At 39.8% G+C, this 25,597-nt stretch carries 10 protein-coding genes; 1 reads left to right on the plus strand and 9 read right to left on the minus strand.

The annotated features are described in order from the left end of the window. Positions 1–537: 537 nt before the first annotated feature. On the plus strand, positions 538–3,417 hold the full coding sequence (uvrA, locus tag N482_RS09935) for an excinuclease ABC subunit UvrA (RefSeq protein WP_196765329.1): 2,880 nt from the start codon (positions 538–540) through the stop codon (positions 3,415–3,417). A 149-nt stretch (positions 3,418–3,566) separates the two neighbouring features. Here uvrA and N482_RS26110 read toward each other — a convergent pair whose 3' ends face one another. From N482_RS26110 to N482_RS09980, 9 genes are all read right to left on the minus strand, one after another. Then, a complete protein-coding gene (locus tag N482_RS26110; RefSeq protein WP_063376890.1) occupies positions 3,567–3,890 on the minus strand; it encodes a winged helix-turn-helix domain-containing protein in 324 nt (107 codons plus the stop codon). A gap of 407 nt (positions 3,891–4,297) precedes the next feature. Continuing rightward, positions 4,298–7,420 (minus strand): efflux RND transporter permease subunit, encoded by a 3,123-nt coding sequence (locus tag N482_RS09945; protein WP_063376891.1) that lies wholly within the window; start codon positions 7,418–7,420, stop codon positions 4,298–4,300. 10 nt (positions 7,421–7,430) lie between these two features. Then, entirely contained in the window at positions 7,431–8,432 is a 1,002-nt protein-coding gene (locus tag N482_RS09950; RefSeq protein WP_063376892.1) for an efflux RND transporter periplasmic adaptor subunit, read from the minus strand. A gap of 153 nt (positions 8,433–8,585) precedes the next feature. Further along, complete coding sequence (locus N482_RS09955) at positions 8,586–16,391, minus strand: non-ribosomal peptide synthetase (RefSeq protein ID WP_063376893.1); 7,806 nt, start codon at positions 16,389–16,391, stop codon at positions 8,586–8,588. A gap of 20 nt (positions 16,392–16,411) precedes the next feature. Then, the gene (locus N482_RS09960) at positions 16,412–19,825 is read right to left on the minus strand and encodes a non-ribosomal peptide synthetase (RefSeq protein ID WP_063376894.1); all 3,414 of its coding nucleotides are present in this window, start codon (positions 19,823–19,825) and stop codon (positions 16,412–16,414) included. Positions 19,826–19,866: 41 nt separating this feature from the next. Continuing rightward, positions 19,867–21,147, minus strand: coding sequence for an MFS transporter (locus tag N482_RS09965; RefSeq protein WP_063376895.1), 1,281 nt, complete (start codon positions 21,145–21,147; stop codon positions 19,867–19,869). A gap of 52 nt (positions 21,148–21,199) precedes the next feature. Beyond that, positions 21,200–22,039 carry an aspartyl/asparaginyl beta-hydroxylase domain-containing protein gene (locus N482_RS09970; protein ID WP_063376896.1) on the minus strand — a complete coding sequence of 280 codons (840 nt, stop codon included), beginning with the start codon at positions 22,037–22,039 and terminating at the stop codon, positions 21,200–21,202. Between the two features lie 40 nt (positions 22,040–22,079). Beyond that, complete coding sequence (locus tag N482_RS09975) at positions 22,080–22,955, minus strand: chlorinating enzyme (RefSeq protein WP_063376897.1); 876 nt, start codon at positions 22,953–22,955, stop codon at positions 22,080–22,082. Between the two features lie 22 nt (positions 22,956–22,977). Next, positions 22,978–25,590: an amino acid adenylation domain-containing protein gene (locus N482_RS09980; protein ID WP_063376898.1), complete on the minus strand. Its 2,613-nt coding sequence runs from the start codon at positions 25,588–25,590 to the stop codon at positions 22,978–22,980. Between the last annotated feature and the right edge of the window lie 7 nt (positions 25,591–25,597).

The following is a 25,597-nucleotide window of genomic DNA, read 5'->3' on the forward strand; positions in this document are numbered from 1 at the left end:
ATAAAAGCTGTGGCTATTTGATCATATTTTTTAACAAAGTGCGATCCCGCACTGCCACTCGAGCAATGGTATAGTGAAGAGACACACCATTAATTAACGGCACAAATTTATGCAACTAAGTGAGCTTGTCATGAGTAAAGTCTTCGATTTCTTCCCAACCTTGGCAACCTGCAATCACGGCACTGACTGTCAGAAATCAAATATCAAATAACTGATGTTTAACTTTACCTTGTTGCCGTGGGTCATCAATGGTGGAGAAGTATTCGAACAATATATTGGCTGCATAAATAGACCGTATATATTAAAAAGCTAAATAAGAACATAAATTTATGTCAAGGTAAAGTTCGTGATCTTGCCCTGAATAAAAGACAAGTGAAGTACCTTTAATTTATAAATTCTAGTCGACACTCATAGCTTGCCTTCATGAAACATGGTACTTATCACTTTAAAAGACGTAACCCTGCTCCACCAATTCCTATGGGAAATAGACAAAAGGAGAGAAAATATATAAATAGTGAAAATAGAGTTTTTGATTGCATGCTATTATCAACAATAAAAATTAAAAACGACATGAATAAAGATATTCTTATAACTGGTGCCACAACTCACAACCTAAAAAACGTAGATGTACGTATACCTAAAAATAAGTTAACCGTGATCACAGGCCTATCAGGCTCAGGTAAGTCGTCTTTGGCATTTCATACTTTATATGCAGAAGGACAACGTCGATTTTTAGAATCCCTACCAACTTATGCTAGGCAATTTATCAATCAACTACCGCGCCCAGATGTCGAGCATATTGTAGGGCTTTCTCCAACCATCACTGTGTCGCAAAATACACGTATTGCAAACCCAATGTCTACGGTTGGCTCAATCACAGAGCTAGATCAGTACCTAAGGTTACTTTTTTCAAAGATTGGCCAACAACGCTGCCCAATACATCATAAAAATCTTACTCAAAAAACAAAAGAAGAACACGTAAGTACTATTTTATCTCTGCCGCAAGGAAGTAAAGTGATGCTGTTGTCTCCAATAAAAATATCGTCTGCTGAAGATCTAGATGAAAAAATCAAACAGTTTTCTATACAAGGGTTTGTCAGGGCTAAAATCAACAACACTCTCTATGAACTACAATCATCACACAAAATAAAGAAAAAAAAACAAAACACCTTCGAGCTTGTTGTTGACCGTTTCAAGGTAAACCCGAGCAACAAATTACGGTTGTCCGAGTCTCTAGAAACCTGTTTCGAGCTCTCAGCAGGGATAGCTAAGCTCCAATTCATAAATGATACAGAACAATCTGATTTAGTACTTTCAAACAAATTATCATGCCCAGAGTGCGATTATGAAGCAGCCCAATTGCCAGCGACAGCTGAACAACAAACTTTACTGGATAAGGTGTGCCCTGTTTGTAAAGGTCTTGGAGCTCAACAATTAATCGATCCAGATTTAGTGGTTGAGAATCTAAATCTGAGTGTCGCAGATGGTGCCATAAAAGGATGGGACTCAAGTAAACTTTTTCATTTTCCCATGCTTGAAAAGGTCGCTAAGTTCTATAAGTTTAGCCTGCATGTCCCATTCTCAGAAATGGCGAAACAACATCAAGATATAATCCTGAACGGGTCCGGTGAGGATTATATCCCTTTCAAGTTTTTTATTGGTGGAAAAATCGTAGACAAACCGAAGCCGTTTGAAGGGGTCATTGGAGATATGGAGCGTCGCTATAAGCAGACTAAATCGAGCAATGTAAGAGCAGAGATTGAATCGTACTTTAGCAAGCAAAGTTGCCCAGCTTGCAACGGAAGTAAATTACATGAAAGTACAGCCTTTTCTTATATCGGAGACCACACCTTAGCAACCCTGTTTAGATTACCTATTGATGAAGTCCACCGGTATTTTAACACGCTTACTTTAAGCAAAAAGCACTATGATACTGCCAAAAAAATCATTGCAGAGATTGACAAAAGACTGAACTGTCTAAAAAAAATTGGACTTGGATACCTAGACTTGTCTCGACAGGCTAGTACTTTGTCGGGCGGAGAGTTGCAGAGAACAAGGCTAGCTAGTCAAGTGGTTGCTGGCCTTATTGGAATTACCTATATTCTTGACGAACCAACAGCAGGATTACATCAAAAGGATGTTCAAAACCTATTGAGCTTGTTATTCGACATTAAAAATGCGGGAAACACCGTGATCATAGTGGAACACGACGAAACCATTATTCGCAATGCAGACTATATTATTGACTTAGGACCAGGTGCTGGCTACTTGGGTGGACAGGTAATTGCACAAGGTAATTTAACGCAAGTTATGAAGAATGATGCTTCAATTACTGGGGCATTTTTGAATCGCACCGAGTCCAGAATCAGTCAATCTGCAAACACCATTGATACACCCCACTGGATGACACTGGAAGGCGCTACAGGCAACAACTTAAATGATGTCGAACTGCGTATTCCACTCGGTTGCCTAACAGCAATCACTGGTGTTTCAGGTTCAGGAAAATCAACTCTTATTACAGAGACTCTTTACCCAGCACTCCAGAACAAAGTTAGCGCAACTGAAAATTTAGAAGCGCAACCTTTTAGAAACCTAAAAGACTTTGAACATATTAAAAATGTCGTCTTGGTAGATCAAAAGCCTATTGGTCGTTCTCCAAAATCTACACCTGCGACTTATACCGGGATATTTGATGTTATTAGACAAGTTTTTAGCCAGACTAAAAAAGCGAGACGCTGTGGTTACACTGCGAAGCACTTTAGTTTAAATTCGAAGGGTGGCCGCTGCGAACAGTGTAAAGGGCATGGAAAAATCAAAGTAGACATGCAGTTTTTACCGGATACATACGTTACATGCGACGAGTGTAATGGCCTCAGATACGATCAACAAACACTTGAAGTCAAATACCAAGGACTGAGTATTAGCGAAGTATTAGAGCTTGATATTGCTGAATCGATGAGTTTTTTTAGCTCCAGTGAAAGTATCAAATACAAGTTACAAAGCCTAATTGATGTTGGTCTTTCTTACATCAAGCTCGGACAAGCTGCCACGACATTCTCAGGCGGTGAAGCTCAACGAATTAAATTGAGTAAAGCGCTATCTGCAAATAGAAATGGAACAACTCTATACATACTGGATGAACCAACTTCAGGGCTCCATTTTTCCGACACTCAAATGTTGCTTAGTGTATTGAAGAGGCTCCAAAATGAAGGTAATAGCTTGGTCATAGTTGAGCACAATATGGAAGTAATTAAGTCTGCTGATTGGGTAATAGACTTGGGGCCTGAAGGAGGTAAAAATGGAGGGAGGATCATTGCCTCGGGGACACCGTTGGACTTAATAGAAAACGCTCATTCAATTACTGGGAAGTCACTTAAAACTAGTGCACTAATGAACATTTCACAGATTATAAAATGAAGTAGAGGCCACTAAAGCCTCTCACATACATATGCATAAACTTAATTCAATATTTAGAGTACTTCTAAACTACCTTTTAAAGAACTAAAAATAGTAAGTGGGTAAACAAATATGCGCCATTTTATGGCGCAGGAACAATTAGCAAATCACTAATTGTGCATCGACTCAACCATACCCACAAATCGATAGCCCCGCTTAGAGACTGTTTTTATTAACCTTTCCCCTGAAGACCCACAGCCAATGAGCTTCCTCAAATCTGATACGACTGACGATATAGTGCTATTATCTCTATATTTTGTACCCCATACAGATTCCAGTAAACAATCATATGTTACTGTATTACCACCATTCTCCATCAAAACTTGTAGTAGTAGGCTATACCTGTTCGGTAAATGGTGACAGGTGCCATTAAAATAAAGAATTTCCTGATTGTCAGGGTTAAATTTCCAATCTTTGCAAATGTATGTTTTCATATTCAAATATTTCCTTTTAAACTTCCCATTAAAAAAAAGAAAAGTTCAATTAATAATCAAGATTAATTTATTTTTATTTTTTGTGTTTTTTATTTCTTACTTTTTCCTTGCCAAATATTACTCGCCCCTCCCACAGCATATAGCCAGCCATCAATTGTGAATTATAATAGGATAATAATTTATTTTATTCAATTGCTTAACAAGGGTAAAAAATCAAAGAAAAGGAATTAAAAAGCTAAAAAACCAAGGAAAAACCGATAATAATGAATAAAAATCATAATAACAGAGTAAAAATTAAAAATTATGGAACATAGACTATTTCACTTTATTGAATAATAAGCATCACCTAAAAAAAAGCCAGTACAATAAATTTTGTACTGGCTATCAGGTATCTTTTGATTTATAAGTTACTTCACAATATGAGCTTCGCCTTTAAATGCTGGCTCTTCTTCCCTCACTTCCTGATTTATATTTTTGAAAAATAGCCTAGACAATACTGGGAACATCAAAGGCAAGAATATGGCATTAAATATAACGCCACCTAGTATTACTAAAGCTAACCCTCTATAAATTTCAGCACCACTACCAGGCACTAAAGCTAATGGAAGCATACCAAAGACACTAGTTAGTGTTGTCATTACAATAGCCCGTAGCCTATGAGTTAATGATAATTGAATCGCTCTTTCAAGGCCCTGAGGCAAGTTTTCTTTTAGCTCTTGTATTAGTAATACTACATTATTTACTACTAACCCAACCACCACTGAAAACCCTATTAGAGCAAGAACATCAAGGGGCTGGAATACAAATATATTTGCTATTACTATAGCCACATAACCACCTAACACACTAACGGGTAATGTACACGCCACTATCATTGCACTCTTTAGCGAATTCAATAAAGCCACCAATAGTATTAACATTACTAAACCGGCAATAATAAAGTTTACAGAGATATTACTTATAAACTCTTTAAGTAAATTTATATTATCACCAAAAGACACAAAGTAACCCGAAGGAAGTCTATCTTCTAATTCAGGTACTATTTTTGTTTTTATATCTCTGAGTGTGTCGCTCACTGTTCTATCACTAGGCACTATAATATCAAGCATTATGGACCTAACACCATTGACCCTCACCATATAATACGGACCTTTAGTATATTCAAAATCTATTAGTTCCGAAATTTGTCTCGATTCATTTCCTACAGAAATATGTGTTGACAATAAATCGAACATATTGGATTCATTGCCCCCAGCATCAATAGAGTCTCTATCTACAGTAAGGTAAACGTCAAAGTCACGCCCCTCGTCGTATATGCTCTGTACATAGTCTCCGTTATTTAAAGATGCAATTAAACTGCCCACCTCTTCTGTAGATAGAGCAGACAATGCTATGACTTCAGGGTTTGGTATTATGTTCAAAGTTTCATTACTAAAGTCTAATGGTGTTTTATTTCTGACAGAGAGATCAGGAAAGATACCTTTTAGTTTCTCTTGGGCGAAAGTTCCTAATTCTTTGAGCTTTTTTAGATCATCACCATGTATTTGTAATGTAATGGAACGTGTATCCCTACTCGAAATATTTGCCAGCGGTACTACTTGAGGCCAAAAATCAACATTTGGATATCGGCTGAAAAGTTTTGACGCAAGCAATGCTTTTAGTTCATCCATTGCTTTTTTATCTTTCGGAGAGAGTCTCAACTCCCCTTCTCTATTATTATATGTAATAACTCGATAATCCTTTAATTCCAATTCAGAACTAACAATCTCATCGATGTCATTCATAATTGGAACTAAAAATAATTTCTCCACTTCTTCTGCATGAACATTACCCGGAAGTGTATAGTATACCTGCAAAGTATTACTATTTACCTTTGGCATCAGGTCTATTTTTGGAGAAAAGTAATAAAAAAGAAAAACTGGTAAGACAATAAACCCAAGCATTATTACAGTAACGATTTTATTACTACTTATATTCAAACACTTTTTTGAAAAGCGGTACCAGTTCATACTTAGCGTATTTTCTGACTCTATAAAGTGTTTTCCTTGATACTTTAGTAACGCAGGAACAACTGTTATTGAGCTAATGAACGAAAAGAATATTGTAGCGCTTAATGCTATAGAAAACTCTTTGAACAGCTGACCTTCTGAACTGGACATAAATATAATTGGAATAAGTACTACAATAGTTGTTATTGTAGAGGTAAATAGTACCGATACAATCGACTTTGATGCTTTTACCTTTTCATCAAGCGAAGTCGCATTTCGCTGATTTCGAATATGATTAACCAGCACTATCGAGGAGTCTAGAATCATTCCAACAGCCAGCGCAATTGAAGCCAACACAATGATGTTGAGGCTAATATCTAAGCTCGATAACAGCACAATACTGCCAGCAATAGAACAAGGCACTGCTGTGAATATAGTTAAGATTTCCCTGATATTTCTTGTAAATAGATATAATACAGAAATAGCTATCACGGTGCCGACTAACAAATTAAAAAATAGGAACTCTATCGATTGAATAACCGACTCTGAATCATCTGAAGTGATAGCCAGCTTAAACCCATGTTGCTTTAGCGGACCTTTATTTAACTCATCAACAGCTGAACGTATGACATTGGTAGTTGCTAGTAAATCCGCACCACTCTCTAGCTTTAGCCCTCGAACATAATATGCCGTATATCCGTCTATATAATATCTTACAACCGTTGGTTCCAAACTTTTAAAGATTGAAGCAACATCTTTCAAATAGATAATCACATCATCTTTTACAGCAACAATGACTTCATCTAACTGTTGAACATCATATTTACCCAAGTAACGAACGCTCAGTTGACGACTTTCTGCTTGAGTCAAACCAATAGAAAGATCTTTTTTTGCTAAAATAGCACTTTTAACATCGGATAACTTTATGCCATATTTTGTCAACTGGCTCGCTGATACATTGACAGTTACACGCCCAAGATCAAAGTTTTCAACCACATTCATATCTGAGACACCATCAATGCTGCGCAAAGCTGGCTCGACATATTCTGTGAACATCCTTTGAAATTCGGCCTTTTCTTCAGTCGTTTTTGGTAGACGATTACCCTCATTAACTAAGAATAGCTCCACCATAGATGCACGAAACTGTGAGTCAAACACCCCCACAACTGGCTGGCCAGCTTGTTGAGGTCTAAAAGGCACTTGATTTAGTTTGTTATAGACATCCATCAACATCGTGTGTCTATCGATACCATCTCGAAATCGCAACGTCATATATGCGTAGTCAGGGTATATATGGGACTCCATTTTTTTGAGCCCATCAATATTTACTAAATACTTCTCCATAGGCTTAATAAGCTCTTCTTCCATTTCTTCTGGAGATACACCACTCCATACATTCTCAATCGCCACAACTGGCTCATCAACCACAGGCAACAGCTGGGTATTCATTGAGCGGATTGAAAAGAAGGCAAGAGTTAATAAAAATAAATAGATCAGGATCACAACGAGTCGATGATTGATAGATGAGAGTAAAATGTTCATGGTGTCACCTCTACTCACCTAAAGTTGGAAAAGTAAATAGTTTGCTGTTCAGCCTCAGCGTATCTCCCTGAACAATTTTTCTGTGGCCAATTTCACTGACAACTTTAATTTTTGTCATTTGTTGACCCTCTTGCGAACTTTCATCTTGGCCTAATCGTACATAATGGCCATCCTGTCGTTTAACAATGCTACTTGCAGGTAGGACATACATATTTCGAAGCTCTATTTTATAGCTGCCAAAAACTTGTAACCCATCAAATAAGAGCCCTTTTTGAAGCGTTTCATTAGATAACAACCTAATATTGACCAATGTATTGCTTACTGTTTGAGTTTCAACTCCAATTACCCGCATATCTATCCAATCTGACGTGGTATCTAGCTTTATTTTTATCGGTGTGCCAATAGGTAAAGCGCGTGTTAAAGAAGCTCGCACAGGAATTTCCAAAATCCAGCGATCCATATCAACTAATTGATATAAAGACTCACCACGTGAAACGTACTGGCCAGGCTGCACATACCGCTGAATTACGGTCCCAGTTACAGAACTAATCGAAGACAAACTGTTCACTTTTTGTTCTAGAATAATTTGCTCGGAGCGTAGCTGAGTCAATGCCAACTGCGCATTAATCAAATCGACCTCCATTCGTTCAATATCGTTTTGAGCGCCCAATTGCCGTTCGTTTAGCGATTTCATTCTCTCGTATTGTTTTTGATAGAGTTTCTCAACTGCTTCTTGAGCAGCTATTAATTTGTTTTTCTGAATTAATTCACTTTTTAGTAACTTATTTTCCTGCTTATACAAACTTTGGTTATTTAAAACCTTGTCGCCAATATTAGGGATTTGTTCGACAAAGCCCTCAGCTTTCGCAGCAACTACTTGTTCATTTAAAGTTCTAATTTTTCCTGTATATTCAGAAACAAGTATTTGATGGGATTCATCTATAGTAAACTGAGGGTTGGCTATGACGTTATAAGCCATTGAAAGTATTAGTAGTAAATATATTTTCTTCATAGTTTTTCTTATATTTTTTATGCCGAACAATTACAAATTAACAAGTTTAACATGTAATATACCGTATTGTCGGTAGATTTTATTGGCAAATCCTTAAAATATAGTTAGTTAGGCTCAGTTCTAACTTTTGAGCCTAACCAACATCCTTAACACTTAGTTTACCAGAATCTCATTTAGAGTGATATTTAGCTTTTCAAAATACGCTTCACATAATTCGTTTACCTGCGTTTCTGTAAAGTATGTATTGTCGTAGTTGATGATTAGCATGAGCTCACCAATTGCTCGGCTAAATGATAAATGGAAGTTTAGGGGGTAAGCCAATTTATCCCATGCTCCTAGCTCACCAAACTCAAATGCAATTTCATCGTCATCAATTTCATTGTGGAAATTCACAAAGTTGAAACTAGCAAACAAACTATCTTTTTCTGAGCCAGGCAAAATATTTTTAAGCGAATAATTTGTATATGGTTCCATACTTACTAACCGTTGATGCACCTCTAATGCGTGCTCGTCAAATGTTTTGTTAGAGCTAGATACAGACAAAGGAAGTAAGTTCCAATACATACCAAGCGCTCCCATAGGATCGGATAGTTGAGCTGTTCGGCCATTTGATACAACACCTACGGTCACATCCGACTTGGCAACTTTAGATTCAATCAGCTGAATGAATTGGCTAAGTAACAATGCCTTGATAGTAACCCCAGTTTGACTGCGACATTGCTCTAGCCTGTTTGTCCAATCATTTAGCACAGATTTAATCACATGAGTGTGGTTTGTCGCATATTCTCCTTTCTTCTCTAATGTATCCACACCTGTTTTTGGAAATGATAATCCTTCCCAGTAATGCTTGGCTTTTTCGTTAAATTGCATATCGTGTTCAATGGCAACATGTTCCTTGAACACATTCATTGCAGGTGTATATTGCGGGTTTTCTCCTTGTTTAACCCTTTCATAAAGGTCAAACAGCCATCTTAAAAAGTTCTGGTTTCCCCATCCATCATCCACCATATGATTTATCGACATCACTAATGTAAAGGAACGTTCAGCAGTATCCAACCAATGAAACCTCAGTGGCCCTTCAACTCCATCCTCGGACGGAAGCGCTCGCCTGCGGTCCGCGACGACCAACTCATGTATATATACGCGCAATTGCTCTATCGAAAGGTGGCGCACAGCGTGTGTTTGAAACGACACCTGATCATCTCTTTTGACTCCCTGTACAATATTTCCTTTTGTATCTGTGAAGAATCGAGTTCTAAGCACTGGATGAGAGTCGATTAAAATTTGAATAGCCGCTTTCATTGCCTGTTGATTGGGAGCGTCCTCTATCACACCAAACCATTGCTGTGCATGGTATATTCCTAAACCATGCTTCTTGTTGCCTACATAATTTTCATACATTGACTGCTGCATGCTTGTTAGTGGATAGAATTCACTAAACGACTCTGTATCTACCCCCTCTACTACCACGCTAGGTAAAGGTATTAGCTCTCTTTGAGTACGATTTTTTCTATCTTCGGACATTAGTTCAACCGCCAACTCACCGACAGTCTGGTACTCAAAAATGTCCATGATTGTAAGTTCGATGTTTCTTTCTCTTGCAGCATATACAATATTAACTACTAACATAGAATCTCCACCTAAGGAGAAAAAGTTATCATCTGTACTAACTTCCATACCCAACACTTCTTCAAATATCCCAACTAACTGCGATTCCATCTCGTTCGAAGGCTTTATCACTGAAGAGCGTATTTGGCGTGTCCTGATCTGTGGTATCTGAAGTTTGCTTCTATCTAACTTGCCATGCGCAGTTACCGGTATTTCATCTACCAACACCATATCTGATGGCACCATAAAAGAAGGTAAATGCTGTTCCAAATAATCTCTAACTAACTCTGAATCAAATTGTTGGGTATCTTTACACACCAGCCAAGCCAATAGCCGCTCATGTGAGTTTTCACTGCCCACTACCTTAGCCACTGCTAGCTCTACTTGAGGGTGACTTTGTAAACACGCCTCAATTTCTTCTAGTTCGATTCGGTAACCCCTTAATTTCACTTGTTGGTCACTACGATTTATATACTCCATGTCGTGACCATCAATGTATCGAACCACATCTCCCGTTTTATACATCCGCGAACCTAGCTCTGAGTATGGGTTGGCTATAAATCGTTCCGCTGTTAGCTCACACTTATTAAGGTAACCTCTGGCGAGTCCAGCACCGGCAATGTAAAGCTCACCGGCGAATCCTCTTGGTACAGGATTTAAATCCGGGTCTAGAATATATTTTTGCAGATCCCTTAACTGATACCCAATTGGGCTTTGCAATGGACCTTGAACATCTTGGATAGTAATTGGTCTATAGGTAACATGGACTGTCGTTTCCGTAATGCCATACATGTTAATTAATTGAGGCTGCTCATTGGTAAACTCTTTAAACCAGCCTTGCAGCGACCCCAACTCCAGAGCTTCACCACCAAAAATGATGTACTTAACAGTATCAATTGATGTTTTCTCTGATAGTTTAAGCACTTCTCGAGCAAACATTTTGAATACTGTGGGAGTTAGGTTAAGCACCGTAACACCCGTTTTAGCAATTAATTCTATTATCTGCTCTGGCGAACGAGCGACTAGCTTAGGAACAATGACAAGCTTTCCTCCGTGTAATAGCGCGCCAAAGATTTCCCACACAGAAAAATCAAAAGCATAGGAGTGAAATAACGTCCACACGTCTTCATTTCCAATTTGTAGCTCTTGCTTGGCAGAAGTAAATAGTCGAGTCATATTGTTATGCGTAGTAATACAACCTTTAGGCTTACCTGTAGATCCTGACGTATAAATACAATAAGCCATACTTTGCGGATTGATCTTAACGTCAGGGTTAGACCTTTCACTGACACCGCTAGACACTAGTAAAGTTTCAACGTTAATTAGTTGGATATTTGGGTCTAATGCTTCAATCAAGGCTTCTTGCTCTGAGTCCACTAATAAGATGTTTGACTTAGCATCATCTAAAATATATGAAACCCTATCCATTGGATATTCAGGGTCTATAGGAAGATATCCTCCCCCAGACTTTAACACCCCCAATATCGCTGCAATTAAATGAGTAGAACGATTCGCAAATATCCCAACTAGTTGGTCAGACGACACCCCCATCGCCAATAGCTTATGTGCAATAATATTGGCGTTACCATTGAGCTTTTCATAGCTCATTTTCTCCCCATCACACTCCAAAGCGACCTTTAAAGGGGCAGCCTTTGCGCTCTGCTCAAACAACTCACCTATCGTCATACCGGAGCACTCTGCGCTTGTATGACTATTCCAGGTTTCTACTTCATTCCTAGCTTCCGACGTGGTTAGGAGTGGAATACTCGACACATACTGGGCTTGGCACTGGGAAATACTTTCTAATATCGTTTGAAACACTTGCACCGCATACTCAACTGTCTCATGGGTGAAAAGGTCATCGCTGAACTCAATCCCGCCACTTAAGCAATCATCTTCATCTGATATGAACAGTGAGATATCAAATTTAGAAGTGCGATTCGTTGCTATTACATGTGAAATTTCAAGTTCATCAAACTCTTCACTTGCTGCATCATCACCATGAAGATATGTAAAGTTTGCCTGATATATTGGGTTTCGATTAATCTCTCGTTTTGGGCTTAACTCAGTAACAACCTGACTAAATGGGATGTCACTATTATCATATCCCTGCAGAACATGCTCTTTGATTTGTAGAATAAGCTGCTCAACTGTTAAGTCATTATGGAACGTTGTATTTATTGCTAGTGTATTAACAAAAAAGCCCATCATAGCTTGCGTTTCAACGGAGTTACGACCCGCGATTGGAAAACCCACTCTAACTTCATTTTGACCAGACCAACGATTTAGTAAAATGTTAAATGAGCTCAATAACAACATGAAAATGGATGTATCTGTTTCTTGCGAGATAGTCCTCAATTGATGTGTTACATGTTGAGGCAAGGTAAATTGAACCAACCCACCTTTATAGCTTGGTATTTTAGGACGACATTTATCGGCTGGTAATTTAAGCGGCTGATTCACATCGCCTAAATGCCGTTTCCAATACGACAGTTGTTGCTGAAGCTTTTGCTCATCAAGAGTTTTCCTTTGGTGAAGTGCATAGTCTCCATAATGAAGTTCAACAGGCTTCAACGACGACGGTTTTCCTTTCGAAAAGTCATTGTAAAGTGTGACCAACTCACCTTCCAGCAAATCGGTGGTGCCAGCATCTGTTATTATATGGTGCATAACGATAACCAACATGTGCTCTTCTGCACTTATACGAAGTAGCTCAAAACGAACAGCAAACTCATTCTCTAAATCGAATTGATATGCCATTTTAAGCTTGATCCATTCCTGCAGAGCAGCTTCGAGCCCTTGTCCTTCACTTATAAAATCATGCATATCCGTTAGATGAAGAGTTGCGTCTCCAATAGGTTCTACAACTTGCCAAACCTCACCATCTTGTTGCATAAAGCGAGTTCTAAAGATCTCATGTCGCTTACCAATCTCTTCAATTGAAGACTCAAGTGTCGATACCTCTAAGTGACCTTTAAGGCGTAAAGAAAGAGGTACATTATATGCTTCACCAGCGAGCCCAACTTTATCTAAGAACCACAATCCTTTTTGACCAAGGGTCAAAGGGAAGCGTGGCTTCTGCTCGGTCCGTTTAGCCACTCGAATAAAATTCCCTGACGAATCTTTAAACTCAGAAACAGCGTTATCTATTTTTTCTAGGGTGATTTTTTCTAAGGCTAACTGAGAATCTGTAAACAGTTGCTCAAAAACAATTTGCGCTTGCAACTCAATGGAAACCGCTTCATAGAAAGCTTGAAAGCTCAGTGAAATACCAAAGCGCTGCTCTATCAAACTTAACAATTGCATGGCACGCAGTGAGTGCCCACCCAACACAAAAAAGCTTCTTTCTACACAAACCTCTTCCAAACTCAGAACTTCTCGCCAAAGTTTTGCCAGCTCTAATTCGATCACCGTTCTAGGAGTAATGAATTCAGCTTCGTTAATAGATGGCTTCATCTTTGCCAGCGCTTTCCTATCCAACTTACCATTATTATCTAACGGCAAATGGGCATGAGTCACAATTTCTACGGGGATCATATAATCAGGTAGTTGTTCTCTGAGCAAACTAAAGCAGCTGTTTGCTAGCGCTTTAGCATCAACCTCTGCAACTTCATTTGATGGCACAATATGTGCCATTATTTGTGTCTCACCTGAACTATCTTCAAGGCCAAGCGCTGTGCTTTGCAACACGCTAGGATGTGAGTCTAAAACTTTTTCTATTTCTCCTAACTCTACTCGATAACCACGGACAGAAACCTGATTGTCAATACGACCTAAAAACTCAATTTCCGAGTTAACTGTAATTTTAGCTAAATCTCCGCTCTTGTACATTCGAGAACCAGCGTCACCGAAAGGGTTTGGTACGAAAACAGAAGCTGTCAAACTTGGTTGATCACAATACCCTCTAGCGAGCCCAAGGCCAGCTATATGAATTTCACCAGAGACCCCTATCGGCACCTGATTACCTTCACTATCTAGAACATATATCTCGGTATTATCGATCGGAGCACCAATATTGGTCCCCTGAAGGTCATGCGTACTTCGAATAGAGGGTTCATGGGATGTTGCAAAGATGGTCGCTTCTGTTGGCCCATACAAATCGAAAACCTGCACATGCTGATTCTCGTGTTGATGCCAATGCAACTTATCCCCTGCAGAGAATAAATATTTTAACGAACTCGGTAGTGTTTGTTTCAAAAGTAGCTCTGCAACAGATGGGGGTTGGAATGAATGTGAAATATTTCCCAACCGCATATTTTCTACCAATGCCGAAATTGATTGGGTATGCTCTGAATAAATGTAAACTCTGGCCCCAATAACCAAATAGCTCCAAAGCTCCCATATACTCACATCAAAAGATATTTTTGCAGCTAACATTGCTCTTGCGGAATCATCAACTTTGAATTTTGTCTGATACCACATTAATACGTTGTGTAGGCTTTGATGTGAGATGTCGATCGCTTTTGGCACGCCCGTCGACCCCGAGGTAAAGATACTATACACTGTGTTTAATGGATCGATTTCTACCATAAAGTCATCTTCAGAGCTCTGGTAGCTATCTAACCAAGACTGAGTTAAACAAAGTGTATTTATACTTGTGCCTTCAACTTTTTCCTGTAACGTTGGGCTGCAAATTATATGCGTTGCTGACACCTGCTCAATCATCATTCTGATACGCTCAGTGGGCGCTTGAGGGTCTAGTGGTACAAAAGATGCCCCGACTTTCATTGTGGCTAGCATCGCAATAACAATATCTATCGACCTGTCCATTAAAACGACAGCTTTTGTTTCTGGTCCCAAGTTTTGGCTTTTGAGATAATGAGCTAGTTTATTCGCTTTTCGGTTGATTTCACCGTAGGTATAAGTGGTGTCTTGATCGCAAACAGCCACACTCATAGGGTTTTTCAAAGCCTGTTTCTCAAATATCCGATGAGTAAATACCTCTTTGCCTCGTGGCGCTTTAGTTGTATTTAGTCGTTCGATAATCTGCTGCTCGTCGTCACTTATAAAATCTAAGTCACTGAGTATTGTTTTTGAATTACTCAATAGCTGCTTAATTAATGACTCAAAATGACAGGCGAATCGCTCAATCGTTTCGCGGCGAAATAGCTTATTCATGTATTCGAAACCCAGTTCAATACTCCCATCTATCTTTTCTGTCACATAAAAGCTAATTTCAAATTTCGATCCTTCCAGGCTGCTAGGCAAGGTTTCCACAGCCACATCAGGCATCGACATAACATCATTAGACTCAACCGCATGGGCCATAGCGGCTTGGAAAAGAGGGTTTCGTGAACTATCAAAGGACTGGCCTGATAATTCAATTAGCTGTTCATACGGGACCAATTGATGCTGATCTGCATCCAAAACAAGATCACGAGACTGTTGAACGACCTCCTCCAAGGTCATTGATGGTGATAACCGTATTCTAAGTACGAGGGTATTCAAAAACATCCCCACTAAATTCTCAAGCTCTGGTTGTTGGCGGCTTGCAATGGGGTATCCAATACAAATGTCATTTTGAGCACAAAAACGAGACAAGCATACACCATACAAACCAGCCATCAACATGAACATACTTACTTGCTGTGACTTATTCCAATCGTTTAACTGTTGAACCATTGAGCTATCTAGCGAGATGTCAACAATATCTCCTTCACTTGAGGGATCCGCTTTAGGCGCAAAATCAACTGGTAAGTTAAGTGATGTAGGCACATCCTTCAGGTTGGACTGCCAATATCGTGTTTGCTGCATGAATTGCTCAGTCTCCATCATATCGTTGTGCCAAACTGAGTAGTCTGCATACTGAACTTCAAGGGGAGCTAGAGTTGGCGCTTTTGAAGCATGATAAGCAGTATATAATTCCACTAGCTCATTTGATAACACTCCCAAAGACCATAAGTCACCTACAATATGATGCATATTGATGAGCAAAAGGTATTCATCTTCGATCACTCGTATTAGGTGCACTCTAAACAAGGGTCCATTTGCTAGGTCAAAGGGTAATTGACCTAACGCATGAAGACGCTTTATTGCATCTTCATGCGATGAGAGTTCAACTTCAGTGAACGATACCCTCTGTTTTTCATCAATTACCTGTAAAACTTCACCTTCTTCAAAGGTAAACCTTGTTCGCAACGCTTCGTGACGGTCAATCAAAGCGTCGAAACTCTTTTTCAGTAGCGGAATATCCAACGCGCCTGTGAGTTTTAGGCATGTTGGTAAATTGTAGGTCCCTTCATCAGGGCTCTTTTGATGAGTCAACCACATACTCTTTTGAGCAAATGAAGCGGGAACAGAGAACTTAAACTCGTTGTCAGCATCTATGATGCAAGGTTCATTTTCAATCATTATTAATCCTTATTATTCGGTTACTTAACATACCGCTGACTACGGTCTATTTTGCTAATCTTCATGGCTGGCTGAGTACTAACCAAACCAGCTGCAATGTTTTCTTCGATCAACCCAGATAGCCCTTTGATGGTTGAAAAGTTAAATAAGTCCCTAATTGTTAAAGGCGTACTCTGCTCCTCCGTAAACAATAAAATCACACGTAGGGCGAGTAGAGAGTTCCCACCGAGCGCAAAGAAATCGTCTAAAATACCAATCCCCTCTACATTTAGAACGTCTTCCCAAATAGAGGCCAAGTAACACTCCATATCGGTTGCAGGTGCGATAAACTCTTTTGCTCTTTGGCCAGCTAAGAAATCAGGTTTAGGTAAGGCTGCACGATTAACTTTTCCACTAAGTGTTAGTGGTACCTCATTAATAAAGACGAATACATCAGGCAACATATAAATGGGTAAGTATTTGGTAACATGTCTCGTTAGCATGTCCTCGCTGAGGTCTTCGGCTGCCTCAGCATAGGTAATATACGCAACAATAATGCTTTGTTGAGCCGACAGTTCATCAACTTTTACAATGGCTTGCTTCACACTTGAATGATGCTCCAGACACTGCTCAACTTCACCTAGCTCAATACGATGGCCTCTGACTTTCACTTGATGGTCTGAACGACCTAGATATTCAAGTTCACCACTGGCCTTATAACGGCCGATATCCCCAGTCGCATAAAGCCTAGCCCCTTGATTTGAAAGTGGGTTGGGTAAGAACTTTTCAGCTGTTAGAGCTGGTTTATGCGCATAACCTCGCCCTACACTCTCTCCACCAATATATATTTCACCGGATACGCCTATGGGAACCGTGGCAAAGTTATCATCCAATACATACACTTGAGTATTTAAAACGGGGTAGCCAATTGTTATGTTGCTATTTTCCTCCTTGTTAATCTCGCTATATGTTGCATATGTCGTACACTCTGAAGGACCATACAGGTTATACAACTTAATATCCGGTCGCTTTTTAAATAGTTTATCCACGACACTTAGAGATAATGCCTCTCCTGCTAGGTTGATAGTTTCAACAGAATTAGGAAGCACATCGGCATCCAGTAATGACAATAGAATTGAGGGGACTGTATTTAGCAATTTTGGCGATGTTGCTAAAGGCTCCTCTGCAATCGCTAGCATATCTCTTGTAACAATGAGGCTGCCTCCACTAAGTAGAGGGAAAAACAGCTCATATATAGATAGATCGAAACATATCGATGTAGAAAACAAAACTTTATGGGCACGTTCATTGGTAAATTGGTTTTGCGCCCAAGTAATTAGATTCAATGCATTACACTGCTCTATGACAACACCTTTTGGCCGCCCTGTTGAACCAGACGTATACAACCAATATGCCGCAGCCTTAGGGTTTTGAGCTTTTAATTCAAAATGCACACTTTGGCATTCAATCTCAGCTTGCACCTGATCAATCACGATCAGGTCGATTTCACTAGAAGCATATAACCCTTGATGCTCACTGTGTGTCACAACAAGATGTGATTTTGAATCTTCCAGCATGTAAGCTATTCGCTCTTCTGGGTAGACTGGGTCCATTGGTAAGTAAGCAGCCCCAGTTTTCAAAGTTGCCAAAATACTTACGATTAAATCGACATTACGATTTAAGCAAATGCCGACAACCACTTCGGGACCAGCACCTTTATTACATAAATAAGTAGCTAGCTGGTTTGCTCGATTATTAAGTTGTTCATATGTATAACTAACATCACCATCGTACAAAGCCGGTAGATTGGAGTTTTTGACCACCTGACTTTCAAACGCTTCCATTATTGTTAATGCTTGTGAAGGTACGTCAGATTTTGTTTGATATTGCTCTAGCCATTGTAAATATCGGTGTTGATCTTGAAGTGCAAGTGTCCCCAGTGGTTGATTGTAAGATTCCAATACAAGGCTGACTAATTGCTTCCAATATTGGCAAAAACGCACTATCGATTCAGCTTCAAAAAGGTCTATATTGTACTCAAACCCACCAGTGAAACCTTCTTCCGTTTCACAAACTATCAATGTGATTTCGTATTTAGATGTCGGATCTGGCAACTCATAATCTGTCACCGACAAATCCGACATAACGGGTAGGTTGACTTCAGCCGCACTCTGATAGCTGAACAAGACTTGAAACAGGGGGTGTCTAGTAGAGTCCCTGTGGGATTGCAATTCTGCAACCAACATATGAAATGGAATATCGCTGTTTTCGAAAGCACCAAAAACTGTCTTTTTCAATTGTTCACAGAAATCTATGAACGTAATGTCTTTGGATACATCACTTCTTAGTACCAATAGATTTACAAAATAGCCCAGCATCTCGCCTACTTGGCTATGATTTCGACCTGAATGAACAGTACCAACAGTAATATCCTGCTGGCCACTAATACGCGCAAGCAGTAATTGAAATGTACCCAGAAAAAACATAAATGGGGTGAGTTTAAAGCTTTGGCAAAAACGTGAGACAGCATCTGAAGTTTGCAAATCTAATTCAAACTCATGAAATGCTCCGTCATAGGTCGGCACAAGAGGTGGTTTCCTATCATAAGGTAAGTTAATCACCTCCTCCTTTCCTGCCAAGGTTTCATGCCAGTAAGACATTTGATCTTTATTATTACAGCCATCTAGGAATGAGCGCTGCCACACTGCATAATCTGCAAACTGAGGTTGTGAGTCATCCTGAATATATGGCTTACCTGCTTTTATACATGTATACCTTGCTGCGAGTTCTTCTTTCATGATTTCAGAAGAGGTGCCATCCGTTATACAGTGGTGCATATTAAATAAAATGTAGTGCTCTAATTGAGATATTTTTAGAACATGAATACGCAACAAAGGTTCTTTATCCAACGTAAATGGAATAGTCACCCGTTGTGCAAACCACGTTTGTAGCTGGCAATCTAAATCACTTCCATCCAGGCGTTGCAGTTCAACATACTCAACCGCATTAACGACCTCTGAAGCTGGCAACACTTTCAACTTCAAGTTACCATTTATTTCTTCTTCAAAATGCATCCGCAATACTTCATGATTCGCTACCATGCCTTCAATTGCTTGTTTTAGTGCTTTAAAGTCTAAATATCCACCAACGCGTATTGAGAATGATGCGTTGTATGCCGTGCCAGTATCACCAATTTGTTCCAAAAGCCACAGTGCTTCTTGATTATGCGATAGTGGTAAACTTTCGGGCCTTTGGGTGCGTTCTATTGTGCTGCTTTTGTCAATTAATGGTTTTTGAAGAAACTCTATGATGGCAGCTTTGTGCTGTTTTAATTGTTCAAGAATTTCATTGTCTGGGCGGCCTTTGCTGCATCTGTATCTTAAATTGTTTTCATGCAGCCAAAGCTGCAAGCCATTTTTATGAGCGTTATCAAGTAATGCGCGTATTTCTTCCATTTTGTTTTCCTCGAAATTCAATAGCATGGTTTTTATCGTTGTTATTGTGCGGGCTCAGGGCCTCTATCCTCTTCAGGACCTTCCGGCATTGCTTTTTGCGCCATTAACTCACTTGAAAATAAACCAACAAAAGCAAGTACAGCACCCAGTGCAACGAGCGCAGACATGACCATTTGCAACGTAAATATCTCAGCAGCAAAACCGGCGAGCAAAGCGCCTATCGCATTGAGTCCGAGCGTGAATGCTCGAGTTGTGGCGCCCATACGACCCAGCATCTTGTTCGGCGTAATAACTTGCCGAAGTGATGCATTGTTAATTTGATAGTTTATTGATGTCAGACCCGTTATGAAGAATGCAATACTCACTAATACCATTGAGGCTAATCCATTGTCAGAAGCTAAAAGCAATAGCCCCCCAGCAATGGGCGCAAGCAAATTAGAAAATATAATTGTTGGACCCACTCCAAAGCTAGCGGATACTTTGGGTGAGATAAGAGAACCTAAAAAGACGCCTGCCCCCATAACAGTGAAGAAAAACCCCACTTGAACGGCAGTAAATTGCAGAATATTTACAATATACAACACTAACATCGCAAAAATACCGCCTAGAACAAATTGCCAGACCCCTAGGCGAATACATAACCTACGAAGAAGCTTATGCTTAAAAATGAAAACAAATCCCTCTTTCATATCACTTAAGATAGAAGGAGCAGCGGCATCACCACTATTTTCATGCTCAGTTTGAGGCTCTTTTTTACGAATAGTAAGAAGCAATAACGCAGAAAGTAGATAAGTAGCACTGTCTATAATGATCGCAATAGGAGCGCTAAATACTTGAATTAACCCTCCTGCCACACCCGGTCCAGCGATATCAGCACTAGAATAACTAACTTCCAGCTTGCTGTGCGCATCAACCAATTTGTCTTTATCAACAACGCTTGGCAAATAAGAGCCATGAGCGATATCAAACCACACGTCCCCAATTCCCACTCCTAACGCTGTTATGTAGAGCACTTCCATACTTAACATGTCGCTAAAGTAGCAGGCAGGAATGATTGCCAATACACAAGCTCTAAACACATCTGCAATAATCATGATGTTTTTTCGCTTAAACCGATCGGCAAATACGCCTACAAATGGCCCGAGTATTAAGAATGGGGCGGTTCCTAAGGCTGCCAATACACCCATCTCAGCCGGCCCAGCATTCAAAATCACCGCACCCATTATAGGTAATGCGATAAACGTTATACTACTGCCGAACGCTGAAAAAGACGTAGCTAACCATAGCCTGAAAAACAGGCTATCTCTTAATATAGATGTCATGGATTTTTCCTTGTTATTGCTTCGCAATAAAGTGGGTTATTACTGGTAGTTATTAGGTATTTCGTTTGATAACCATGTAATGGTGCATTTCATGGAGCTTTTCACCTATCGCTTTGTTTTCACAAACTTTTGCAATATGCAGTAACGTGTCCCATATATAATTACTGCCACCATCAAAACGAAAATGCGTTTTTACCACGATACTGATAACTTCCCGGAAGTTATCAAAATTAATTACCTTGGATAATTCGTTTACTTGGTCACGCATTTGCTTACTCAGCATTTCTCGAGACGCTTGGTTCTCTAGTGGAATAGCTTTTGTCGTCTCTTGTTCAAATTTAAACAGATGGTCTGACTCATCGACTTCTTCAAAGTCTAGTAACAAATGAATACGCTCTTTCTTGCAAAGAGAGGCCACACTATGCAGCTTCGTTGATTCAAAGTACCAAACTTCGCCACAGCGCATACGATAGATCGCATCATCCTCGGAATACAGGCAATCTTCGTCAGTAACAATAGGAATATGGACTCGCTTGAAGTTTTCTTTAATTTCAAGCATATCTTTATGCGGCATAATCACACTGCCAGCAGGCATACGTGCAACCCTCGCAAATGTTAATTTGCTAGTATCAAAGTTATCTTCAATGATTTGACTTAAATAGCTTAAGTCCTTTCCATACGGTGTTATGGCGGCAGGCATATTGCGATCATAGTTAGTTATAAACCCATCTCCATTAATCCCGCCAAAACTCCACAATAAAATGCTTCGCCAGGGACCGCCGCACAGAAAGTCACTATAAGCTTCTGAATGAGCATAGTTTTTTGAACGCTCTAGCTCTGAGATTGCTCTTTCATAATCAATATTTATATTGCCAATTTTATGTGTATTCATGCTTCACCAAATTATTTAGTTATATGTTTTCCCGATAAAATTAAAGGTTTTTAAAAGGAACTCCCCATTGATTTTCTGTTGCTACTTTATTGTGGGAATAATCATTTTGGCCGGAGACCAAAACACAACTGTGTTTGCTAGTATCAAACTCATGGCCAAGGGCGGTAAAACTTGCAACATTGCCATACACTTTCACATGGGGAGGAACAACTCGAATCGAAAAGCCCATACGTTGCTTACGGCTTGTATTTGGATATGAACCATGAACACACCTAGCCGTAAAAATAATAAATTCTCCAGCTTTCATTTCTACCGGTACGACGTCGTCGTTATCAGGGTTCCACTCATCATCTAGCTTAGCTTGGCTATAGTCGTAACCAAAAAACGTGGTATCTGCGAGTGACTTGTTAAAATTTAGCTTCTTCTTTTCATCGTAATACCATTGCTTATGACTCCCCCGGATAAATTTCATACAACCGTTTTCCTTCGTTGCATCTGTCATTGCAACCCACACGGTAAGCTCCATTGGCATCCCGTCTTTTGTTTCTGTTGCCTCTAACAAACCATCCGTGTTTTCTCCCACAGAATAGGTCTCAACCTGATGCCAACCTGTTCCACTATCACCTTGATTTTTTGGAAAGAACTCAGTTCTCCAACATAAAATATCGTCGCCTATGATCGCTCTCAGCTTTTCAACAATTGCTTCTTGGCTAATTATTCCGGACAACCCTTCAATATCTAAATGTCGGTCATAGTTCACAGGGTTGTTATATACAGCGCGCGCACTTTTTCCTTCATTCATCAGATCCATGCGTTGCTTGCGCCAAAACTGCTTCATACCTTCCGGTTCAAATAGTTTGAATGGTCCGATAAAGCCTTGCTCTTCAAAGGTTTTCTTTACATCATTTGAATTCATTATTGTTCCTTAACTACTTTTTTTATGCGATTTGAATAATTGATTGCTCGACGGCTTGCGCTAGTTCTTGTGCACAAGGCATTTTGAGTAATGCATAGTGATCACCATACAAGTTGTGACTTTGGACAGTTCCTGCACATAACGTTTCGAGCGCTTCTGCTAGTTTCTTTTTGACTGTTGTTGACGGCGTATCTGACTGATATAGGTCGACCTCACCTGCGTAAGGTTTTACTTGGTATTGCTTTGCAGCGCGTACATCACCGAGCATGTCACTGATTAGTTGTCGTGTTTTGTCTAGAGTAATGCCTGTTGGTAAGGTTTGGCACAGTAGCACTGCTACGCTTTCTTCCGTGGTTAAGTCACGCACAGCCTTTGCTTTGAATTGTGCCTCTGAGAGTGAGTTAAGTTTGTTCAGAACTTTCTCTAAAGAGTCACTTAAAGTTGAATCAGATGTTTTGTTGGCGCTAAAAATATCCAACACAGGATTGGAATCGATAAGACCCAAATAACGGACTTCATCACCACCGGAAATTAACTGTTGAGCAATTTCATATGCGATAACCCCGCCAAAAGACCAGCCTGCAATTAAATAGGGGCCACATGGTTTTGCTAACTTGATACTCTCTACATGCTTGGTAGCTATCGATTGGATTGTAACGGGCTCTTCACTCACGCCCGTTGGGGTGCGACGCAACCCTAGTACACGCATTGGGTTAGTAAATGCATTGGCAATATTTCTATAAGGGTAAACTTCTCCACCCAATGGATGGATAAAAAATAAAATGTTATCCATTGGCCCTGGGCGAAGACTTACCACTTCAGAACTGGCTTTTGCACCTTGCCCTATTGCTTGGTTTCGCAAAACATCGGCAATTTCTGTAATACTGCTTGCTTCAAGGAAAATAGATAACTCAACTGCACAATCCAACTCTCTTTCAAGCTCTCTTACCGCCCATGCAACCAGTAAGGAGTCGCCTCCTACATCAAAGAAATCATCGTCATCTTCAAATTCATCGTGGCCAAGTACGCGCTCCCATACCTCTTTGACGATACCTTCAATACTCGCTTTTTGAGACGGCCCCGTCGCCTCCTCAGAAACGTGCTCAAAATCAGTTTTGAGTTTAATTCGATCCACTTTACCACTGGCAGTCAGTGGGTATTGCTCGACCGTATGAACCCTTTTGGGAATCATATAATCTGGCAGTGTTTTACTGACAAATGCTTGAATTTCGCTGTTACTGATTTCATTTTCAGTGATGATGTACGCTGCTAGTACTTCAAGGTTATCTGATACTTTTTTCAGCCCAACAATGGCTTGCTCGATTTTAGGATGAGCGCAAAGAACATATTCAACTTCTTCAGCTTCAACTCTAAACCCTCTAATTTTTAATTGCGTATCAGCACGACCTTCAAAAATTAAGTTGCCGTCTTGTGCTTTTCTCACGAGGTCGCCAGTACGGTACATTCGAGATTCGTTGCAATCTGCAAAAGGGTTAGGCAGAAACATGTGGGATGTTTGTTTCGGGTTATCTAAATATCCGCGGGCAAGTCCTGACCCCGAAACATATAATTCACCAATCTCACCTTTTTTAACTTTATCTAGATTGTCATCAAGGATATAGGTGGTTACACCTTCCGCTGCCTGGCCAATTGATGGAAACATATCCCATGTATCCCTATCGTCAGCTAGTATGTAACGAGTGATAAGATGCGCTTCAGTAGGTCCGAAATGATTATCTAATCTTGCATTAGGTAAGGCTTTAAAAAACGCCTTAATTGGCTCATTGATGACTAACTTTTCACCTGCTGTAATGACGTGTTCAAGCGAACTGGGAAGAATGTTTGTCTTATTAAACGCGTCAGCCAGTTGTGACAACGCTATGAATGGTAAAAAGATCCTTTGTACTTTTTCATTTGCCAGTTTGGTTAAAAGCTCTTCGGAATTTTTGCGTATACAATCCCCAACTAAATATAAAGTACCGCCATTTAACAGTGTTGATAGGACTTCTTGAAAGTAAACGTCAAAGCTTAAAGAAGTGAATTGTAAAGTTTTCAACGCTGCTTTAGCGTCAGCAATTTGCCAAGCAATCAGCCTCTCTAAACCTTGGTAGCTCATTGTGACACCTTTTGGAACACCTGTAGAACCAGAGGTAAATATTACGTATGCAGCAGCCGTTGGAGGAACTAGCTTGCTTGTACAAACTGCACCGGCACTTTTTGAACTTTCAAGCGAATGAAAGTCATATACATTGTGATGCTCCAATCCAACTAGATTATTGTGACTCTTTGCACCCTTCGCGATAATACGACCTGCCCCACTAATATTGAGCAAATCGCGCACTTTTTCCTGCGGAAAACTAAGGTCCACTGGTATATAACATCCACCAGCTTTAAAAATTGCCAGCATTGAGACGACTAAATCAATAGAGCGCTCCATAAATACAGCAATTTTCTCTTCTGCTTTTACACCACAACGAATCAACTCACTCGCAACGGTGTCGACTTTGACGCTTAACTCTTGATATGAGATTTGTCTTCCGTGATCATCAATTATTGCAATGAGCTGTTCATCGTTTATATACGCCTCGGGAATAGTAAAATATGCCTTTGGCATAACGTCGTTTTTCTTATTCATGTTTGAG

Source organism: Pseudoalteromonas luteoviolacea NCIMB 1942, from assembly GCF_001625595.1.
Lineage (GTDB): Bacteria > Pseudomonadota > Gammaproteobacteria > Enterobacterales > Alteromonadaceae > Pseudoalteromonas > Pseudoalteromonas luteoviolacea_A.